Here is an 18,252-nt window from a genome sequence, read left to right as displayed (position 1 = left end):
GTCACACCCCTTCTCTGAGCCGGGCGACGGAGCGGCGCAGTGCCCTCCTGGTGAGCTCCTTGGCGAGGTGGCGCTTGTACAGAGCGCTGCCGCGCATGTCCGTGACCGGGTCGCAGTGCTGCGCCGCCAGCTCTCCGGCCTGCTCGTACACCGCCTCGGACGGCTCGCTGCCGCGCAGGGCATCGGAGACGGCGGGCATGCCCGTCGTGTTGGGACCGACCGCGGCGAGCCCGACGCGGGCGTCGGAGATCACGCCGTCGTCCAGCCACACGGCCGCGCCCGCCGACACGATCGCCCAGTCGCCGGCGCGCCGCTCGACCTTCTCGTACGCGCTGGACCCGTTGGGCCGGATCGGGACGCGGATCTCGACCAGCATCTCGGCGTCCTCGACCGCGGTCTCGTACGGACCCCGGTAGAACTCCTCCATGCTCACGACCCGCTCACCCTCGCGATTGCGGATCACACAGCTGGCGCCCAGCGTGGTGCAGACCGCCGACAGGTCCTCCGACGGGTCGGCCTGGCAGAGCGAACCGCCCAGCGTGCCCCGGTTGCGGACGACCGGGTCGGCGATGACCCGCTCGGCGTCACCGAAGATCGGGAACGTCGTGGCCAGCTCGGCCGACTCCAGCAGCTCGCGATGCCTGGTCATCGCGCCGATACGGACCTGGCCGGGCTCGACCCTGATGTAGCCGAGCTCGGCGTGCAGGTCATTGATGTCGATCAGGTATTCCGGGGTGGCGAGCCGTAACTTCATCATCGGGAGCAGGCTGTGGCCGCCCGCGATGAGCCGCGCCGAGCCGCCGAGCCGTTCCAGCAGCCCGATGGCGTGGTCGACGCTGGTGGCGCGCTCGTACTCCAACGGCGCTGGAACCTGCATCCGGACACCCCCTCGCTCGTGGTGGGCCCTCAGCCGACTCCTGCGCGGCGATGTTGTCAACGCTCACCTAAGGAAAGGCTTAATCGCCCGCGTGGGTGAGGGTCTCCCAGGCGACGAAGAGCTGGTTGGTGCCGGCGGGACGCTGCTGCTCGGTGAGCGCCTGGGTGTTCGTCATCGGGATGCCCTGGCGGTTGTGGAGCTCGTTGAAGCCGACCTCGGTGATCGGGCCGAGGCCCAGGTTCAGGCTGCCGCCGCACAGCCAGGAGGGCACGGCCGCGCCGAGCTGGTACTTCGACTGGAAGCCGAGCGCCTGCCTGAGCCGCTCGCCGACCTCCGGGTAGAGGTTCTCGCCCTGGATCTTGGTGGTCTCGGCGACGTGGGAGATGGCCGAGATCCCGTAGCCGGTGTGGGTGAAGTCGCGGCAGGTCTCCTGGGTGAGGCCGGTGACGAAGGTCGTCTGCCCCTGCCAGTACTTGACGAGCTCGTCGCGGGTGTCGAGGCCGCTGCCGGGCGCGCCCTTGGGCAGCGCGCCGTCGCTGCTGAGGTAGACGTAGGCCGGCACCCGGCCGCGGAACTTGGTGATCGCCTTGTCATAGCTCGTCCGGTCCTCCAGGAAGACGGAGATGCCGACGGCCGCCTCCATCATGCTCAGCTCCCAGTTGCCGTTGCTGTTGGAGCCGTTGATGACCTTCGGCAGGTAGACCGTGCGCAGCATCGTGGCGAACCGGTTGACGTTCGGCCAGCTCGTGTACGTGTAGCGGATGATCTCGGCGGCCCGTGGCCAGACCGAGCCGGCCCAGCCCGTCTGCAGGGGCGCGTTGCTGTTCGTGTGGTCCTTGATCACCGCGGACCAGGCGTCCATGATCTCGATGGACTTCTTGGCGTACTTGGCGTCCCTGGTGACGTACCAGGCCAGAGCCATCGTGTACGCGGCGAGCGCGTCCTGGCGCTCGTCGGTGCAGCCGTTGTTGGGGTTGGAGTAGGGGCCGCACTCGACGACGGCGCGCGGCTTGGCGGCGCGGGTGAGCGAGGCCAGCGAGTGGCCCATCATCTGGTCGTAGGCCGACTTCCACGGCTGCGTACCCGCGTTGACCTTGGTACGCATGGAGTCGAGCTGGCCGCGGCCGAGCAGGACTCCGGGGTGGGTGAAGGTGGCCGGGGCGGCGGCAGCGGGGAGAGGTAGAGCCAGGGATGCGACGAGTGCGGCGGTCGCGATGATACGGGGGGTCATGACCGCTCATCCAACGAGCCTGACGAGTCGCAGTCAACCATTTTAGGAAAGTTTCCTAACCTTTCCGGGGAGTAGAGTCCCCAGGCATGATCGACGTTCTCCTCTGGCCGGAGACTCCGCCCGGCCCGGCCACCGCCGAATCGCCGAGCTTGACCCTGTACGCCGCGGACGGCCCGGCCACGGGCGCGGTGGTGGTGTGTCCCGGCGGCGGTTACTCCGGGCTGGCCGACCACGAGGGCGCGGTCATCGCCCGCTGGCTGGTCACACTGGGCATCGACGCCTACGTGCTCCGATACCGGGTGGCCGGGGCCGAGCCGGGGCGCGAGCCGCTAAATCCGGCCCCGCTGTACGACCTGCGCCAGGCGGTGCGCGTCGTCCGGGAGCGGGGGGCCGGGCGGGTCGCCGTCATGGGGTTCTCGGCGGGCGGCCACCTCGCCGCCACGCTCGCCACCTCGAAGGAGGGGGACCGTGCCGATGCCGTCATCCTCGGGTACCCGGTCATCGACCTCACCGGGGCGCGCGTGCACTCCGGGTCTCGCCGGCAACTGCTCGGCCCTGACGGCACCGAGGAGCAGGCGACGGCCTTGTCCGCGCACCTCAACGTGACGGCTGAGACGCCGCCGACGTTCCTCTGGCACACCGCGGCCGACCAAGGGGTCCCGGCCGAGAACAGCCTGCTGTTCGCCACCGCCCTCGGCCGTGTCGGCACGCCGTACGAGCTGCATGTCTTCCCCGAGGGCAGGCACGGGCTCGGGCTCGCCCAGGACGAACCGGCGGCGTCCGCCTGGCCCGGCCTCTGCGCCACCTGGCTCGCCGACCAGGGCTTCGGCCCGCGCCCCTGAGCGATACGGCGATCAAGCGTAGAGGTCGTCAAGTGTGATCAGGTGCGCGTAAGGAGGGTTCAGCCGGTGACCCGGGCCAGGAACTGGCCCTTGGCGTGCTCGTCGGTCTCCCGGGTGCCGTAGCCGGTGGCCCACAGGCCGCCGCCCGGCACCGCGCCGAGCTGCTTGATCCGGTAGTCGTCGAGCAGCGGCGGTTTCGGCGCCTGCTGCCAGGCGGTGCCGTTCCAGCGCAGCAGCACACCGACGCTGCGCGCGGTGTCGTCGTCCTGCCCGCTGCCTCCGGCCCACACCTCGGTGCCTTTCCAGGCCAGCGAGGTGATGGAGGATCCGTACCAGCCGGTGGTCGCCGGGGTCGGCGTCACCGTCCACGCGCTACCGTTCCAACGCATGGCGAACGCCTCGCGCTTCTTGACCGAAATGCCGTTGGCCTCGTACGTGGTCCGCTGACCGGCCGCCCACACCTCGCCGGGCCGCGCGGCCACCGCGTCCAGGGCGGTCTCGACCAGCGCTTCCTTCGGCGGATCCGGCAGCCGGGTCCAGGTGCGGCCGTCCCAGTGCAGCACCAGGGTGTGCGCATCGGTGCTCGGCCCGTAGCGGTTGGTGGTGCCGACCGCCCAGACGTCGTCCGGCGCCAGAGCATGCACCGCGCTCAGGTCGGTGTTGCCCGCGAGCGGCGGGAGGCTCATCTTCCGCCAGGCGGTGCCGTCCCAGCGGATCACACCCGCCGTGGAAACCTCACTGCTCGACTGGTAGGACCTGCCGACCGCGAAGGCGGTGCCGCCCACCGCGGCGACATCATCAAGGTAGAAAGGGGTGTTCTGTTCGGTCGGGTACGGGGTGAGGGTCCAGGCCGTACCGTTCCAGTGGTAGGCGATGGTCGAACCGGTGGCCCACACGTCGTTCGCCGCGGCGGCCGACACCGAGGTCAGCGCGCCCCGGCAGGTGATATCCGGCCGGTCGTTCACCCATGTCTGACCGTTCCAGCGGAACAGGTCGGGGCAGACCACACCCGCCGGCGGGTTCGGCCAGCCCTCCATCCGCACCTGCCCCACGGCCCAAGCTTGGGTGCCGCTCAGCGCGGCGACATCGTTGAGTTCCTTGAGTTGTTTCTCGGATTCGATGTATCCGTAAGGAAAGGACAGGTGGTCCCAGACCGGCGCAAGTGTCGCGCCCGCCGGGGCCGCGGTCGCCAGGCTCGCGGTGAGCGCGACCGCGCCGAGGCTGGATGTCAGGGATAATATTTTTCGCTTGGTCACGAACGCTTTCGTACCATCGCAGGTCAGCCGCGCACATGGCCTAGGGAATGCATAGGGGCCTGGAGGAAAATCCTAGGGGCCCTAGGGGGTGAGCGGGCCCGGGTCTAGTGGTGGGTCGAGACCTGGCGTGGCAGGGTGGCCGTCACGATCAGGCCGCCGCCTTCGCGGGGACGGGCCGAGACCTCGCCGCCGTGCGCCAGGGCGATCGAGCGCACGATGGACAGCCCCAGCCCCGCGCTCTTGGCCGTGACCACACGATCCGGCCCGAGCCGGCGGAAGGGCTTGAACAGCGCCGGGATCTCGTACGGCGGCACAGCGGGCCCGGTGTTGCTGACCTCCACCTCGATCCGGCCGTCACGCGCGATGCGGCTGACGGCTCGCACCCAGCCGGTGCCGTCGTCGGTGTTGTGCCGGATGCCGTTCTCGACCAGGTTGTACACCAGCCGTTCGAGCAGCATCGCGTCCCCGCTGGTCGGCGCGGGCCCGGCCGCCTCCTCCAGGGTGACCTTCGACTCCGCGGCCTCGACGGCGACCTGTGCGACCACGTGGCTCACCACATCGGCCAGGTCCACCGGTGACCGGTCGCCGACCTCGTGCTCGGCGCGGGCCAGGAGCAGCAGCCCGGAGATGAGCCGTTCGTGCCGGGCGTTGATCTCCAGCAGGCTCTCACCGAGCTGCTTGACGTCGGCCGAGGCCGTACGGCGGTGCATGGCCAGCTCGACCAGCGCCCGGTTCAGCGTCAGCGGGGTACGCAGCTCGTGCGAGGCGTTGGCGACGAACCTGCGCTGCCCGTCGAAGGAGTGGTCGAGCCGTTCGACCATCGTGTCGAAGGTGTCGGCGAGCTCCTTCACCTCGTCCGCCCGGCCGGTCAGGGCGATCCGCTCGTGCAGGCCGCGCTCGGCGACCGGTGCGGCGGCGATCCGCCGCGCGGTCTCGGTCACCTGGCGGAGCGGCATGAGCACCCGTCCGGCGACCAACCACACCACCACTGACGCCGCGCCGCCGACCACCGCCAGCGCGATCGCGCCCTGGGTGAGCAGCGACGTGGTCGCGGCGCCGCGCAGCATGCTCTCCTGCTGCTGCATCCAGGCGAGGGCCTTGTCGCCGTCTATGGCAGTGGTGCCCTTGATGAGGATGGACGTCCTCTTCTGCTGGAGCTGCTGGTTGAACAGCAAGTACGTGACGCCGAGCAGCGTCAGTCCCGCGACGAAGAACAGCGTGCCGTACACCAGGGTGAGCCGGCCGCGGAGCGTGGGCGTGGTCATGGAATCTGGTACCCCACTCCCGGCACGGTCTCCACCACGGACGGCTCCCCCAGCTTGCGGCGCAGCTTGAGTATGGTCAGGCGCACCGCGCTGGTGAACGGGTCGGCGTGCTCGTCCCACGCCTTCTCCAGCAGGTGCTCGGCGGACACCACACCGCCGCCGGCGAGCAGCAGCTCGGCCAGCACGGCGAACTCCTTCTTCGACAGCGGCACGTACCTGTCGTTCCTGAACACCTCCCGGCGCGCGGGATCGAGAGTGATCCCGGCCCGCCGCAGCACCGGCGGCGCGGCGGGGCGCGAGCGCCGCCCGAGCGCGAGGACGCGGGCCGCGAGCTCGGGGAAGGCGAACGGCTTGGACAGGTAATCGTCGGCGCCGAGGGAGAGCCCGGTCACCCGGTCGCCGATCTCGGCGGCGGCCGTGAGCATCAGCACCCGCGCGGTCGACTCGGACTCGACCAGCTCCCTGCACACGTCGTCACCGTGCACGCGCGGCAGGTCACGGTCCAGGACGACCACGTCGTAGTCGTTGACCGCGATCCGCTGCAGCGCCGCCTCCCCGTCGTGCGCGGTGTCGACCGCGTGCGTCTCGTCACGCAGCCACTCGGCTATCGCGTCGGCGAGCATGCGCTCGTCCTCGACCACCAACACGCGCATCGCGGCCCCTGTCTCTTCTGCCATGTACAGGGGTGATCGTGCCGGATGCGTTGTTTGTTCGGCGTTAGCACCCGTGGAAACGCCGGGGAAACGCGCCGCCCGATTGCATTCGTCTCGCATGGCCGGCGAAACGGACCGGCCACCGTTCGAGGAGAAGAACATGCGACGAGGCATCCTGGCGGCGATCCCGCTGGCCCTGGCCCTTGCCCTGACCGGATGCGGCGCGAACGAGGGAAGCGGCGCCAACGTGGCGTCCGTGAGCAGCGGCAAACCGGCCGCCGCGCCCAGCGCCTCGGCCGGCGAGGACCGGGCGGCGAAGGGGCTCAAGTTCGCCCAGTGCATGCGCGAGCACGGCGTTCCCATGGACGACCCCGAGCCCGGCAAGGGGGTCATGCTCAAGTTGGACAACAGCGTCCCCCGGGAGACGGCGGAGAAGGCGCAGGAGGCCTGCAAGGAGTACGCGCCGAACATGGATGGGGGCGCGAAGGCGGACCCCAAGATGGCCGAGCAGATGCGCAAGTACTCCCAGTGCATGCGGGACAACGGCGTCGAGGCCTTCCCCGACCCTGACGGCGGCATGCTGCGCATGGACAGCGCGGCCGGCGAGGACCCGGACTTCAAGACCGCGCAGGAGAAGTGCAAGGAGTTCATGCCCGGGATGCGCCAGGGCGGCTCCTGATGGGCACGGCCACCCTCGACGACAAGGTGGCGGCGGGCGGTGATCGTCCGCGCCGCCGCCGCGGTCGCGGCAGGCGGGTCGCGGGCCTGTTCGTCGCGGTCGCCGTCATCGGTACGGCCGGCGTGGCCGTGAACGGCCTGGGCCTCCTGGGCGGCGACCGTACGACGGACAAGACGGTCAGCGCCCTGCCGCCCGCCACCACCACGGTGACCAGGCAGACGCTGCTCGACACGCTGGACGCCGACGGCGATCTCGGCTACGGCCCGACCACCACGGCGGTGAGCAGGAAGCCGGGCACGATCACCTGGCTGCCGGACAGCGGCGACACGATCACCAGGGGCAAGTCCCTGTACCGGCTCGACACCAAGCCGGTGGTGCTGATGTACGGCAAGACGCCCGCCTACCGCGACCTGCGGGTCGGCACCGAAGGCAGGGACGTCGAGCAGCTCGAACGCAACCTCAAGGCCCTCGGCTACGACGGCTTCACCGTGGACGACGAGTACACCGACTCCACCGCCGACGCGGTCAGAGAGTGGCAGGAGGACCGCAACCTCGACGAGACGGGCGTCGTCGAGCTCGGCCGGGTCGTCTTCGCCGCCGGCAAGATACGCGTGGACAGCCTGGAGTCCGAGGCCGGCCAGCCCACCGCGCCCGGCCAGAAGGTGCTCTCCTACACCGGCACCGACAAGGTGATCACGGTCAAGCTGGAGACGGAGGACCAGCGGGTGGCGAAGAAGGGCGCCAAGGCGTCGGTCACGCTGCCCGGCAACAAGACCGTGTCCGGCAAGGTCACCGAGGTCGCCACCATCATCGAGCCGGGCGAGGGGCAGGGCGCGGAGCCCGAGACGCGGGTCGAGGCGCTCATCTCCCTCGGCACGCAGAAGGCGGCCAAGGGCCTCGACAAGGCCGCGGTGGACGTGACCTTCACGGCCTCGAAGCGCAAGAACGTGCTGACCGTCCCGATCGCCGCGCTCGTGGCACTCCAGGAAGGCGGGTACGGCGTGGAGGTCGTCGAAGGCGGCAAGTCCCGCTATGTCGGCGTTAAGACTGGTCTGTTCTCCGGCGGCCGGGTCGAGATCTCCGGCGACGGCCTCGCCGAGGGCATGAGCGTCGGGATGCCCCGATGATCTCCCTCTCGGACGTCACCCGCTCCTATCCTGGCGGGGTCACCGCGCTCGACAAGGTGTCCCTGGAGATCGAGCGCGGCGAGCTCGTCGCCATCGTCGGCCCGTCGGGCTCGGGCAAGTCGACGATGCTCAACGTCGTCGGCACGCTCGACCGCCCGACCTCGGGAACCGTCCGCATCGACGGGTACGACGTGGCGAAACTGTCGGACGGCCAGCTCTCCGCGCTGCGGGCGACCCGCATCGGCTTCGTCTTCCAGCACTTCCACCTCGCCGCCAAGGTCCCGGCGATCGACAACGTGGCCGACGGTCTCGTCTACACCGGTATCGGGCGAGCCGAACGGCGCCGGCGGGCCGCGGCCGCGCTGGAACGGGTCGGGCTCGGCCACCGCCTCGACCACGAGCCGCACGAGCTGTCCGGCGGCGAACGGCAGCGCGTGGCCATCGCCAGGGCCGTGGCGGGAGATCCCCCGCTGCTCCTGGCCGACGAGCCGACCGGCGCGCTGGACTCCGCCTCCGGGACCGGGGTGATGGACCTGCTGCACGACCTGAACGCGGCCGGCACCACCATCGTGATCATCACCCACGACCGGGAGATCGCCGCGAGCCTGCCCCGGCAGGTACGGATGCGCGACGGCCAGATCGTCTCCGACTCCGCGGCCGAAGAGAAGGTGGCCTGATGGCAGCCGTCATCGAGCACACGAGACTGCCGAAGCTGACTCCGGCCAGGATGAAGCCGGGCGATGTGCTCCGGGTCGGCGCCGTCGGCCTGCGGACCCGCCCGCTGCGGGCGTTCCTGTCCGCGCTCGGCATCGCCATCGGCATCGCGGCGATGATCGGCGTGGTCGGCATCTCGTCCTCGTCGGGCGCCGAGCTCGACCGTACGCTCTCGGCTCTCGGCACCAACCTGCTCACCGTCTCCTCCGGGCACACGCTGATGGGCGAACAGGCCAAGATGCCGGTCGAGGCGGAGGCGATGATCGAGCGGATCGGGCCGGTCCAGGCCGTCTCGGCGGCCGCGAAGGTCGGCGACGCCAAGGTCTACCGGTCGGAAGAGGTGCCCAAGGCGCAGACCAACGGCCTCAGCACCTACGCCGCCCGGCTCGACCTGCCCGCCACGGTGGGCGCGACGCTGCGCAGCGGCACCTGGCTCAACGCGGCCACCGAGCGGTACCCGGCCGCGGTCCTCGGGTCGAGCGCGGCCCAGCGGCTCGGGGTGGGCGCGGCGGGGCCGGACACGCAGGTGGTCGTGGGCGGCAAGCGGTTCACGGTCGTCGGCATACTCGACCCGGTGCCGCTCGCCGAGGAGCTGGACAGCGCGGTACTGGTCGGCTGGCCCGTCGCGGCGGCCGAGCTGGACTTCGACGGCTACCCGACGACCCTCTACACCCGTACGGAGGAGGCCAGCCTGGAGACGGTCCGCTCGGTGCTGGCGGGCACGGCCAATCCGGAGGCGCCCAACGAGATCGACGTCTCGCGCCCGTCCGACGCGCTGGCCGCCAAGCAGGCGACCAGCCAGGCGTTCACCGGGCTGCTGCTGGGCGTCGGCGCGGTAGCGCTGCTCGTGGGCGGCGTCGGGGTGGCCAACACCATGGTCATCTCGGTGCTGGAACGACGCTCGGAGATCGGCCTGCGCCGCTCGCTCGGCGCGACCCGCGGGCAGATCCGCACGCAGTTCCTCGCCGAGTCGCTGCTGCTCTCGGCCCTCGGCGGGGCGGGCGGGGTGCTCATCGGGACCGGGGTCACGATGGGGTACGCGCTGTACCAGGGCTGGCCCGCGGTGATCCCGGGCTGGGCGACAGCGGGCGGGCTCGCGGCCACCCTGGCCATCGGCGCCGTCGCCGGCCTCTACCCGGCGGTCCGCGCCTCCCGCCTCTCCCCGACCGAGGCCCTCGCCACCCCCTGACCGGGGGTACGGTCAGCGCTGGCTGGGCAGCCCGACGGCGAGGGCGGCGAGCATGCGTTTCATGGTGGGCTGGAACGGCAGGCAACGGGCCGCGATGTCGGGGTCCTGGGCGTAGAGCTCCCGCAGGGCGGGCGGCGGGTTGGCCATCGGGTAGAGCACGCCGGCCAGCGCGGCGGCCGCCCCGGTCAGCTCGACCCCCTCGCCGGTGGTCAGGCCGGGGTAGGCCAGGGCGACACGCGCTCCGAGGTCGTCGACCGTACCGATCATGGCGCGCTTGAAGGCGCGGGCCGCCGAGACCGAGATGTTGTGCTCCAGCGTGATCGAGACGTGGCCCAGCAGGTCGCAGAAGAGCGGCCGCTCGGTCAAGGTGTCGACCAGCGCGGCGATCACGTCGTCGGGCGCGGCGGCCGTGGCGAGCCGGGCGACGACCGCGTCCGACCAGTCGAGCCACTCCTCGACGGCGAGTTCGAGGTAGATCTCCTCCCGGGTCCCGAAATATCGCACTACGTTGGATTTCGCCAGCCCGACCGCCGTCGCGACCCCGCCCAGGCTGACGTTGCGGACCCCGACCTCGATGGCAAGCTGCCGCGCGGCGGCGAGGATGGCCTCGCGCCGCTGCTGCTTGTGCTCCGGGCGCCTGGCCCGAACGAATACCGATCGTGTCATCTCCGAGCCAAGCATACGAGCAAGATAACGAAACACCGTTCTCTTGTTAAGATTACGCCGTCCTGTTAACGTCACCCCATATGACGCGAACCCACCCGGAGGGACATGTGGTCACGCTGCGTATGCGGGTGAACGGCGTAACTCGCTCGCTCGACATCGAACCATGGGTCAGCCTGCTCGACGCGCTACGCGAGCGGCTCGACCTGACCGGCACGAAGAAGGGCTGTGACCAGGGCGCCTGCGGTGCCTGCACGGTGCTGGCCGACGGCGAGCGGATCAACTCCTGCCTGGCTCTCGCGGTGCAGTACGAGGACCGCGACATCACCACCATCGAGGGGGTCTCGCACCCGCTCCAGCAGGCGTTCATCGAACATGACGGCTTCCAGTGCGGCTACTGCACCTCCGGCCAGATCTGCTCGGCGATCGGCATGCTGGCCGAGCACGGGGCGGGCATGCCCAGCGCGGTCACCGACGCCGAGCGGGGAGCGACCGGGCTGTCGGAGGCCGAGATCAGGGAGCGCATGAGCGGCAACCTGTGCCGCTGCGGCGCGTACAACGGGATCGTCGAGGCCATCAAGGAGGTGGCGCGATGAAGCCGTTCTCGTACGTCAGCGCCCCCGACGTGGCGACGGCCGTCCGCGTGATCGCGGCGGAGCCCAACGCGAAGTTCCTCGGCGGCGGGACGAACCTCGTCGACCTGATGCGCGAGGACATCGAGCAGCCCGACACGGTGGTCGACATCACCCGGCTGCCGTTGACCGAGATCGAGGAGCTGCCCGGCGGCGGCGTGCGCGTCGGAGCGCTGGTGCGCAACAGCCACCTGGCCGCCGACCGGGTGATCAGGACCCGCTATCCGCTGCTGTCGCAGGCGCTGCTCGCGGGCGCCTCGGCGCAGCTGCGCAACATGGCCACGGTAGGCGGCAACCTGCTGCAGCGCACCCGGTGCCCCTACTTCTACGACGGCGCGGCGGCCTGCAACAAGCGCGTGCCCGGCAGCGGCTGCGACGCGATCGGCGGCTTCAACCGCAACCACGCCGTTCTCGGCGTGAGCGACGACTGCATCGCCACGCATCCCTCGGACATGTGCGTCGCGCTCGCCGCGCTGGACGCCATCGTCGAGGTGGAGAGCGTGCGCGGCCTGCGGCGCGTGCCGCTGGCCGACTTCTACCGGCTGCCCGGCGGCACCCCGCACCTGGAGACGGCGCTGGAGCCGGACGAGCTGATCACCGCGGTCGAGGTGCCGGAGCTGACGGCGCCCTCCGCCTACCGCAAGGTGCGCGACCGGGCCTCGTACGCGTTCGCCCTGGTGTCGGTGGCCGCGGCGCTGGAGGTCACGGACGGGGTGGTGACGGACGTACGGCTGGCGCTCGGCGGCGTGGCGGCCAAGCCGTGGCGGGCCCGCCAGGCCGAGGCGGCGCTGCTCGGCGCCCCGGCCACCGAGGAGTCGTTCCGCCGGGCGGCGGAGGCGGAGCTGGAGCCGGCGGTCGGCCGGCCGGACAACACCTTCAAGATCGAGCTGGCCCAACGGACGATCGTGGCGACACTGCGGCGGCTCAGCGACAGGGGGACGACATGACCACCACCACTGAGAAGCAGAGCCCGCCGCGCGAGCGGGCCGTGGGCCGGGGGATCGACCGGGTCGACGGGCCGGAGAAGACGACGGGCAAGGCCCGGTTCGCGGCCGAGTTCCCGTACCCGGACCTCGCCTACGCCGCCCTCGTGCACGCGACGGTCGCGCGCGGCCGGATCACCGGCATCGACGTCAAGGCGGCCGAGGCGGTGACGGGCGTCCTGTCGGTGATCACCCACCTGAACGCGCCCGTGCTGAAGCCGGCGCCCGCGCAGAGCATGCTCGACCTGAGCACGATGGTCTCCGCGACGTCGGTCAACTACCTCAACACCGACGAGGTGCACTGGGACGGCCAGCCGGTGGCGGTCGTCGTCGCGGAGAGCCTGGAGGCGGCGCGGCGTGGCGCGGCCCTGGTCGAGGTGACCTACCAGGAGTTCCCCGCCGCGGTGGACTTCGCCGCGGAGCAGGCCAACGCCAAGCCGCAGAAGAACAGCATGCTGGGGTCGGGCAGCGGCAAGAAGGGCGACGCGGAGGCGGCGCTGGCGGCGGCACCGGTGTCGGTGGACCTGCGCTTCACCACCCCGCCGCACAACCACAACGCGATCGAGCCGCACGCGACCACGGCCGTCTGGGACGGCGACCGGCTGACGGTCCACGAGGCCAGTCAGGCGATCGCGTGGACGCGCAAGCACCTCGCCGTCAGGTTCGCCATCCCCGAGCGGAACGTCCGCATCACCGCCCCGTACGTCGGCGGCGGCTTCGGCGGCAAGGGCCTGGTCTGGCCGGGCACGATCCTGACCGCGCTGGCCGCCCGGGCGACCGGCCGGCCGGTGCGGATGATGCTGACAAGAGAGGGCGTCTACCGTACGGTCGGCGGGCGCACGCCCTCGGCCCAGCGCGTCGCGCTCGGCGCCGACCGGGACGGCAGGCTGACCGCGCTGATCCACACCAGCGTCACCAGGTCCGGGAAGGTGGGCGGCGGCCCCGAGGGAGTCACCAACGCGGCCCGCCACCTCTACGACGCCGAGAACATCCTCGTCCAGCAGAACCTCGTCGAGATGGACCTGATCCCCAACACGTTCATGCGCGCGCCCGGCGAGGCCATCGGCACGTTCGGGCTGGAGGCGGCGGTCGACGAGCTGGCCGGCGAGCTCGGCGTCGACCCGATCGAGCTGCGGATGCGCAACGAGCCCGCGCGCAGCCCGCTCGACGGCAAGCGCTTCGCGCACCGGATGCTGCGCGAGGCGTACGCGCTGGGCGCCGAGCGGTTCGGCTGGGCCGAGCGCACGCCGGAGCCCGGCTCGATGCGTGACGGCAGGTGGCTCGTCGGCATGGGGGTGGCCACGGCCTACCACCCGTCGGTGCAGTTCACGGCCAACGTCACCGCGCGGCTCTCGGCCGACGGCACGGTCGTGGTGCGCTGCGGCTTCCAGGAGATGGGCATGGGCGGCGCGACCGCGCAGGCGCAGATCGCCGCCGACGAGCTGGGCGTGCCCTATGAGGCGGTCCGCGTGGAGTACGGCGACACGGACCTGCCGACCGGGCCGATGGCGGGCGGTTCCGCGCAGACCGCGAGCATCGCGGCCGGCCTGCTGGTGGCCTGCGAGAAGCTGAAGGGCGCGGTGCTGGGCCTGGCCAAGCGCTCCGGCGACTCACCGTTGCGCGGGCAGCGGCTCTCCGGGGTCGAGGCCAGGGACGGCGGGCTCTACCGGCTCGACCGGCCGGACGCCGGCGAGAGCTACGAGACCATCCTGTCCAGGGCAGGGCGGCCGTACGTCGAGGGCGTGGCCGGGGCCGAATCGGGCCTCGGGGCGGTGGCCGGGCAGGTCAGGTTCATGGCGAAGTTCCTCAGCGACCAGCGGCGCTGGGTCAAGGCCGCGTGCGGCGCCCACTTCTGCGAGGTACGCGTCGACCAGGACACGGGCGAGGTGCGGGTGTCGCGCTGGCTCGGCGTGTTCGACGTGGGCCGGGTGATCAACGCGAAGACCGCGGCCAGCCAGCTCCGGGGCGGCATCGTGATGGGGATCGGCATGGCGCTGTCGGAGGAGACGCTGGTCGACCCGCGCAACGGCCGCGTGATGAACCCGGGCCTGGGCGACTACCACGTCGCCGTGCACGCCGACGTCCCGCCGATCGACATCCACTACCTGGACGAGCCCGACCCGACCATGCCCCTGGGCCTGCTCGGCATCGGCGAGGTGAGCATCACGGGCGTCGCGGCGGCCATCGCGAACGCCGTGCACCACGCCACCGGCAAGCGCGTCCGCGACCTGCCGATCACGCTGGACAAGCTCTTGTGACCGGCTAGCCCGCCGGGAACTCGAACCTCGCCGCCGCCGGGCTGAGCAGCGCGGTCTCCGGCTTCGCCGGCCAGAGGGTGGCCAGTTCGTCCGCGAGCGCGGCGGTAAGCTCGCGGACGTCGTCCGCCGCCGTGTCGTGCAGCGCCTCCGCGACGATCAGCACGGTGGCGGTCTTGTCCCGTACGGCCGAGCGGCCGCTCTGCCGGTTCGTCCAGCGCCGGGCATGTGCTCGACCGGCGGCGTCGGCGAAGATCACCTCGCCGGGCTCGGGCTGCTCGGTCTCGCCGGAGAACGTCAGGTAGCTCTCGTCGCCGGCCGCGTGCCGTACCTCGAGGCTGCCGGTGACCTCCGCGAGGTCGAACACGGCCACCGGGATCGCGTACGCGAGCGAGACCGCGTTGCAGAGGTCGATCAGCGGATGGATCCGGGGCAGCGCCCCCTCCTTCCTGAAGCGCCGCAGCAGCGCCTCCGAGGCGCAGCGGTACTGGGTCGGCTTGAGCCCCATCTTCGAGAAGGTCCGCCGCCACGCCTGGATCTCCGGCAGCTCGGACTCCGAGCCGGTCGCCAGCCGGGCTTCGGCGGTGGCGCCGAATCGGGCGACCGGCGGACCGGTGTCGGCGTCCGGCGTGATGCCCGTGGTGAAGACCACGCCGGCCGCGAGTTCGGGATGCTCAGCCCACATCTGGTCCGAATGCTGGAAGTGCATAGCTAGGCATGATGTCACTGACCGGCGAGGCCGGTATGGGCGACTCCCCGGATGATCTGACGCTGGAAGAGGACGAAGACCACGAGCAGCGGCAGCCCGGCGAGCACCACGCTGGCCATGATCTGCGCGTACCGGAGACCGAACGTGCCCTGCACCACGTTGGCCAGGCCGACCGGGAGCGTCATCGTGTTGGGGTCGGTCGAGACCAGGAACGGCCAGAGGAAGTTGTTCCACGTCGTGATGAACGTGAAGATCGACACGGCCGCGAGCACCGGGCGCGACAGCGGCAGGACGATCGTGAAGAACACCCGCCAGCGCCCGGCCCCGTCCACGAAGGCCGCCTGCTCCAGCTCCGGCGGCACGTCCTGGAAGAACTTGTAGAGGATGTACACGATCAGCGGCGCCGCGACCTGCGGCAGGATGATCGACCACCAGGTGTCGACCAGCCCGAACGACACCATCTCGGCGAACAGCGGCGCGATGAGCACCTGCGGCGGCACCATGATCCCGGCCAGGATGACCGCCAGCAGCACCCGCTGGCCGCGGAACTGCGTGCGTGCGAAGCCGTACGCGGCCATCGCCGAGAACAGCACGGTCATGAAGGTGACGACGACCGCGGTGACCGTCGAGTTGATCGCCCACTTGACGATGCCGCCGGTCGCCAGCACCAGCCGGTAGGAGTCGAGGGTGATCTCGCTGCCGAACCACTGGAGCGGGAGCTTGGTGGTCTCGGACTCGGGCTTCAGCGAGGTGGCGACGGCCCAGGCGATCGGGGCGATCCAGACGATGGCGAGCGCCGCCGCGATCACCAGCAGGATGATCTGGGAGGGGCTGAACCGCTTGGTCATGACAGGGCCTCCTCGCGCTTGCGGAGCAGCCGGAGCTGCCCCAGCGACACGATGACGATCAGGACGAAGAGGATGTAGGTGATGGCCGACGCGTAGCCGATGCGGTAGCCGGAGAAGCCGACCTCGTACGCGTACTCGATGATCGGCCGGGTGGCCTCCTCGGGGCCGCCGTTCGTCATCAGGTAGATCTGGTCGAAGACCTTCAGCGACGCCAGGAGCTGCAGCACCACGATGAGCCCGGTCGTCCGGCCGAGCAGCGGCAGCGTGATCGAGCGCAGCTTGGTCCAGGCCGTCGCCCCGTCGATCGCGGCGGCGTCGTACAGGTGCTGGGGGATCGACTGCAGGGCGGCGAGGTAGAGCAGGAAGTTGAAGCCGACCGTCCACCAGACGGTGGTCAGCACCATCGACCACATCGCCAGGTCCGGGTCGCCCAGCCAGAGGATATCGGTGCCCAGCGTGCCGTTGAGCAGGCCGTAGTCGGGCGGGTAGATCATCTGCAGCCAGAGCACCGCGATGACGGCCGACGGCAACAGGAACGGCCCGAAGAACGACAGCCGCCACAGCCACTGCAGGAAGCGCAGGTTGTGCACCAGCAGCGCGAATCCCAGGCCGAGCAGCACCAGCGGGACGGTGCTCAGCACGGTGAACACCAGCGTGTTCCACAGCGAGTGCCACATCCTGGGGTCGCTGAACGCCTCGGCGTAGTTGGCGAACCCGACGAGCTCGTTGTTGCCGCCCGCGATGTTGACGCTCGACAGGCTCATGCGGAAGCCGAGCACGGTCGGCCACACCAGGAAGACGACGTAGATCAGCAGGAAGGGCGCGACGAACAGCAGCCCGTGCTGGGTCCAGCGGCGCCGTACCTGGGCCTGGGAGACCGGAGCGGTGGCGGCGGGGGCGGCGACGGTTGCTGCCATCATCCCTCCTTGACGGGGAAGGGGTTGGGGGCTGACATGAGCCGGCGCAGCGCCTGCTTGGCCGTCTCCAGGCCCTGCTCGGGCGTCTTCGACCCGCTGATGACCGGCGAGAACGCGCCACCGAACTCGATCCACAACCGAGACGCGGACCCGGCGAACCACACCTTGGGATCCAGGGCGACCTCGGTGATCACCGAGCGGTACTCCGACTGCGGTTGCAGCGCGAGGTAGGAGGGCTCCTCCAGCGCGGGCAGGTAGGCGGGCACGTGCCCGGCCACCGCCCAGTCGGCACTGTGCTTGACCAGGTAGGCGATGAACCGGTAGGTGGCCTCCTCGGTCTCCGGATCCCGGCTGCGCTGGTGCGGCAGCACGAACGAGTGGCAGTCGGCCTGGGCCGCGCCGCTGCCGAAGACGTTGGGGAAGCGGGCCATGCTGAACGGCGTCTTGCGTTCCTTCAATCCGGTGGTCTCCCAGTCGCCGTTCCACAGGAAGGCCGCCTCGCCGTTGGTGAAGGCGGCCACGGACGCGCCGTAATCGGTGCGCGTGCCGCACAGCCCTTCCTTGCCGAGCAACTGCATGAACCGCAGCACGTCCAGCGCCTTGGCGTCGTCGAGGGTGATCCGGGCGCCGTCGTCCGACACCAGCGTGCCGCCGCTCTGCGCGTACAGGGACTCCCACACCCGCCACGGCCCGACCGTGCCCAGGCCGAGCATGTCGAAGACCAGCGGTGGCTTGCCGCCGAGCGTGTTCTTGGCCGTGCGCAGCATGGCCAGCAGCTCGTCGGTCCCGGTGGTCGGCTTCAGCTTGCCGTCGGCGCCGAGCAGGCCGGCCTTTCGGGAGATGTCGGTGTTGTAGTACTGGACCATGGGATGCGCGTCGAACGGCACGGCGTACAGCTCGCCGTCGATGTGGGCGCGTTCCCAGATGGGCGGGCTGAAGTCGGCGGCCCGCAGGCCGTTCTTGGCGAGCAGGTCGAGGTTGATCGGGTCGAGTATCCGGCCGGCGCCGATCCCGGACAGGCGGGCCAGATGGAAGGTGGCCAGGTCGGGCGAGCGCCCGCCCGCTCCGGCCATCGCGATCTTCGTGTAGTACGGCTCGCCCCACGCGAGCACGTTCTCCTCGACGAAGATGTCCGGATTGGCCTTGGCGAACGCGCCGACCATCCGGTTCATGATGATGCCGTCACTGGCCCCGAGGAAGTGCCAGTAACGGACCCGGCGCTGGGCCGAGCCCAGGCCGATGGGGATCGCGCAGCCGGCGGCGCCGGCACCGAGAAGGGCGAGAGTACCGCCGAGGAGGTGGCGGCGGGAGACGGATGAGGAACCTTCCATGAGCAGCCTCTTTTCGGGTTACCCGAGTGTTTGCGGTAACACCGGAGCTGTCAAGAGCACTTGACCCGGCCTATGGGAGCG

The 18,252-nt window shown here is 70.7% G+C and carries 18 protein-coding genes; 8 read left to right on the top strand and 10 right to left on the bottom strand.

Features of this window, described 5'->3' with window-relative positions; translation table 11 throughout:
• Window position 1: 1 nt before the first annotated feature.
• Window positions 2–877 carry an FAD binding domain-containing protein gene (locus KME78_RS31940; RefSeq protein ID WP_219533092.1) on the bottom strand — a complete coding sequence of 292 codons (876 nt, stop codon included), beginning with the start codon at window positions 875–877 and terminating at the stop codon, window positions 2–4.
• Window positions 878–956: 79 nt separating this feature from the next.
• Window positions 957–2,108, bottom strand: coding sequence for an alginate lyase family protein (locus KME78_RS31935; protein ID WP_219533091.1), 1,152 nt, complete (start codon window positions 2,106–2,108; stop codon window positions 957–959).
• An 86-nt stretch (window positions 2,109–2,194) separates the two neighbouring features.
• Here KME78_RS31935 and KME78_RS31930 point away from each other — a divergent pair, with 86 nt between their 5' ends.
• Window positions 2,195–2,950, top strand: coding sequence for an alpha/beta hydrolase (locus KME78_RS31930; RefSeq protein WP_219533090.1), 756 nt, complete (start codon window positions 2,195–2,197; stop codon window positions 2,948–2,950).
• A 59-nt stretch (window positions 2,951–3,009) separates the two neighbouring features.
• On the opposite strand, the gene KME78_RS31925 is transcribed toward KME78_RS31930, so the two are convergent.
• The 3 genes from KME78_RS31925 to KME78_RS31915 form a co-directional block, all read right to left on the bottom strand.
• The gene (locus KME78_RS31925; RefSeq protein ID WP_219533089.1) at window positions 3,010–4,206 is read right to left on the bottom strand and encodes a hypothetical protein; all 1,197 of its coding nucleotides are present in this window, start codon (window positions 4,204–4,206) and stop codon (window positions 3,010–3,012) included.
• A 104-nt stretch (window positions 4,207–4,310) separates the two neighbouring features.
• On the bottom strand, window positions 4,311–5,471 hold the full coding sequence (locus KME78_RS31920; protein WP_219533088.1) for a sensor histidine kinase: 1,161 nt from the start codon (window positions 5,469–5,471) through the stop codon (window positions 4,311–4,313).
• Complete coding sequence (locus KME78_RS31915; protein WP_219533087.1) at window positions 5,468–6,124, bottom strand: response regulator transcription factor; 657 nt, start codon at window positions 6,122–6,124, stop codon at window positions 5,468–5,470. Before KME78_RS31915 ends, KME78_RS31920 begins: the two co-directional genes overlap by 4 nt.
• A 160-nt stretch (window positions 6,125–6,284) precedes the next feature.
• Here KME78_RS31915 and KME78_RS31910 point away from each other — a divergent pair, with 160 nt between their 5' ends.
• Genes KME78_RS31910 through KME78_RS31895 form a run of 4 tightly spaced genes read left to right on the top strand, consistent with a single transcriptional unit; the run spans window position 6,285 to window position 9,833 of the window.
• Window positions 6,285–6,803, top strand: coding sequence for a hypothetical protein (locus tag KME78_RS31910; RefSeq protein ID WP_219533086.1), 519 nt, complete (start codon window positions 6,285–6,287; stop codon window positions 6,801–6,803).
• Window positions 6,803–7,930, top strand: coding sequence for a peptidoglycan-binding protein (locus KME78_RS31905; protein ID WP_219533085.1), 1,128 nt, complete (start codon window positions 6,803–6,805; stop codon window positions 7,928–7,930). The genes KME78_RS31910 and KME78_RS31905 overlap by 1 nt, the downstream gene beginning before the upstream one ends.
• Window positions 7,927–8,607 (top strand): ABC transporter ATP-binding protein, encoded by a 681-nt coding sequence (locus tag KME78_RS31900; RefSeq protein ID WP_219533084.1) that lies wholly within the window; start codon window positions 7,927–7,929, stop codon window positions 8,605–8,607. The genes KME78_RS31905 and KME78_RS31900 overlap by 4 nt, the downstream gene beginning before the upstream one ends.
• The gene (locus KME78_RS31895; protein WP_246652374.1) at window positions 8,607–9,833 is read left to right on the top strand and encodes an ABC transporter permease; all 1,227 of its coding nucleotides are present in this window, start codon (window positions 8,607–8,609) and stop codon (window positions 9,831–9,833) included. The genes KME78_RS31900 and KME78_RS31895 overlap by 1 nt, the downstream gene beginning before the upstream one ends.
• Window positions 9,834–9,845: 12 nt before the next feature.
• Here the strand turns inward: KME78_RS31895 and KME78_RS31890 are convergent, their stop codons facing one another.
• On the bottom strand, window positions 9,846–10,499 hold the full coding sequence (locus KME78_RS31890; RefSeq protein WP_219533083.1) for a TetR/AcrR family transcriptional regulator: 654 nt from the start codon (window positions 10,497–10,499) through the stop codon (window positions 9,846–9,848).
• A gap of 80 nt (window positions 10,500–10,579) precedes the next feature.
• Here KME78_RS31890 and KME78_RS31885 point away from each other — a divergent pair, with 80 nt between their 5' ends.
• Genes KME78_RS31885 through KME78_RS31875 form a run of 3 tightly spaced genes read left to right on the top strand, consistent with a single transcriptional unit; the run spans window position 10,580 to window position 14,369 of the window.
• Window positions 10,580–11,092 carry a (2Fe-2S)-binding protein gene (locus KME78_RS31885; RefSeq protein ID WP_246652372.1) on the top strand — a complete coding sequence of 171 codons (513 nt, stop codon included), beginning with the start codon at window positions 10,580–10,582 and terminating at the stop codon, window positions 11,090–11,092.
• Window positions 11,089–12,075, top strand: coding sequence for an FAD binding domain-containing protein (locus tag KME78_RS31880; protein WP_219533082.1), 987 nt, complete (start codon window positions 11,089–11,091; stop codon window positions 12,073–12,075). The genes KME78_RS31885 and KME78_RS31880 overlap by 4 nt, the downstream gene beginning before the upstream one ends.
• Window positions 12,072–14,369, top strand: a complete 2,298-nt coding sequence (locus tag KME78_RS31875) for a xanthine dehydrogenase family protein molybdopterin-binding subunit (protein WP_219533081.1) — start codon at window positions 12,072–12,074, stop codon at window positions 14,367–14,369. The genes KME78_RS31880 and KME78_RS31875 overlap by 4 nt, the downstream gene beginning before the upstream one ends.
• Window positions 14,370–14,373: 4 nt before the next feature.
• Here KME78_RS31875 and KME78_RS31870 read toward each other — a convergent pair whose 3' ends face one another.
• From KME78_RS31870 to KME78_RS31855, 4 genes are read right to left on the bottom strand one after another with little or no spacing between them, the layout of a single operon-like run.
• Window positions 14,374–15,075 carry a B3/B4 domain-containing protein gene (locus KME78_RS31870; protein ID WP_219533080.1) on the bottom strand — a complete coding sequence of 234 codons (702 nt, stop codon included), beginning with the start codon at window positions 15,073–15,075 and terminating at the stop codon, window positions 14,374–14,376.
• Between the two features lie 14 nt (window positions 15,076–15,089).
• Window positions 15,090–15,923 carry a carbohydrate ABC transporter permease gene (locus KME78_RS31865; protein WP_219533079.1) on the bottom strand — a complete coding sequence of 278 codons (834 nt, stop codon included), beginning with the start codon at window positions 15,921–15,923 and terminating at the stop codon, window positions 15,090–15,092.
• Entirely contained in the window at window positions 15,920–16,843 is a 924-nt protein-coding gene (locus KME78_RS31860) for a carbohydrate ABC transporter permease (protein ID WP_246652368.1), read from the bottom strand. The genes KME78_RS31865 and KME78_RS31860 overlap by 4 nt, the downstream gene beginning before the upstream one ends.
• Window positions 16,840–18,171 (bottom strand): extracellular solute-binding protein, encoded by a 1,332-nt coding sequence (locus KME78_RS31855; protein WP_219533078.1) that lies wholly within the window; start codon window positions 18,169–18,171, stop codon window positions 16,840–16,842. The genes KME78_RS31860 and KME78_RS31855 overlap by 4 nt, the downstream gene beginning before the upstream one ends.
• Window positions 18,172–18,252: the final 81 nt, after the last annotated feature.

The sequence above is a fragment of the Nonomuraea guangzhouensis genome (assembly GCF_019396345.1).
Classification (GTDB): domain Bacteria; phylum Actinomycetota; class Actinomycetes; order Streptosporangiales; family Streptosporangiaceae; genus Nonomuraea; species Nonomuraea guangzhouensis.
Note: the sequence above shows the minus strand (reverse complement) of the source record. Positions and strands in the feature narration are given on the sequence as shown.

Bases quoted from the DNA above. Each gene is read 5' to 3' on its own strand.
- KME78_RS31920 (WP_219533088.1), bottom strand. From the start codon at position 5,471: ATGACCACGCCCACGCTCCGCGGCCGGCTCACCCTGGTGTACGGCACG.
- KME78_RS31855 (WP_219533078.1), bottom strand. From the start codon at position 18,171: ATGGAAGGTTCCTCATCCGTCTCCCGCCGCCACCTCCTCGGCGGTACT.
- KME78_RS31940 (WP_219533092.1), bottom strand. From the start codon at position 877: ATGCAGGTTCCAGCGCCGTTGGAGTACGAGCGCGCCACCAGCGTCGAC.
- KME78_RS31865 (WP_219533079.1), bottom strand. From the start codon at position 15,923: ATGACCAAGCGGTTCAGCCCCTCCCAGATCATCCTGCTGGTGATCGCG.
- KME78_RS31910 (WP_219533086.1), top strand. From the start codon at position 6,285: ATGCGACGAGGCATCCTGGCGGCGATCCCGCTGGCCCTGGCCCTTGCC.
- KME78_RS31890 (WP_219533083.1), bottom strand. From the start codon at position 10,499: ATGACACGATCGGTATTCGTTCGGGCCAGGCGCCCGGAGCACAAGCAG.
- KME78_RS31900 (WP_219533084.1), top strand. From the start codon at position 7,927: ATGATCTCCCTCTCGGACGTCACCCGCTCCTATCCTGGCGGGGTCACC.
- KME78_RS31905 (WP_219533085.1), top strand. From the start codon at position 6,803: ATGGGCACGGCCACCCTCGACGACAAGGTGGCGGCGGGCGGTGATCGT.
- KME78_RS31875 (WP_219533081.1), top strand. From the start codon at position 12,072: ATGACCACCACCACTGAGAAGCAGAGCCCGCCGCGCGAGCGGGCCGTG.
- KME78_RS31880 (WP_219533082.1), top strand. From the start codon at position 11,089: ATGAAGCCGTTCTCGTACGTCAGCGCCCCCGACGTGGCGACGGCCGTC.
- KME78_RS31930 (WP_219533090.1), top strand. From the start codon at position 2,195: ATGATCGACGTTCTCCTCTGGCCGGAGACTCCGCCCGGCCCGGCCACC.
- KME78_RS31870 (WP_219533080.1), bottom strand. From the start codon at position 15,075: ATGCACTTCCAGCATTCGGACCAGATGTGGGCTGAGCATCCCGAACTC.
- KME78_RS31915 (WP_219533087.1), bottom strand. From the start codon at position 6,124: ATGCGCGTGTTGGTGGTCGAGGACGAGCGCATGCTCGCCGACGCGATA.
- KME78_RS31885 (WP_246652372.1), top strand. From the start codon at position 10,580: ATGACGCGAACCCACCCGGAGGGACATGTGGTCACGCTGCGTATGCGG.
- KME78_RS31860 (WP_246652368.1), bottom strand. From the start codon at position 16,843: ATGATGGCAGCAACCGTCGCCGCCCCCGCCGCCACCGCTCCGGTCTCC.
- KME78_RS31935 (WP_219533091.1), bottom strand. From the start codon at position 2,108: ATGACCCCCCGTATCATCGCGACCGCCGCACTCGTCGCATCCCTGGCT.
- KME78_RS31895 (WP_246652374.1), top strand. From the start codon at position 8,607: ATGGCAGCCGTCATCGAGCACACGAGACTGCCGAAGCTGACTCCGGCC.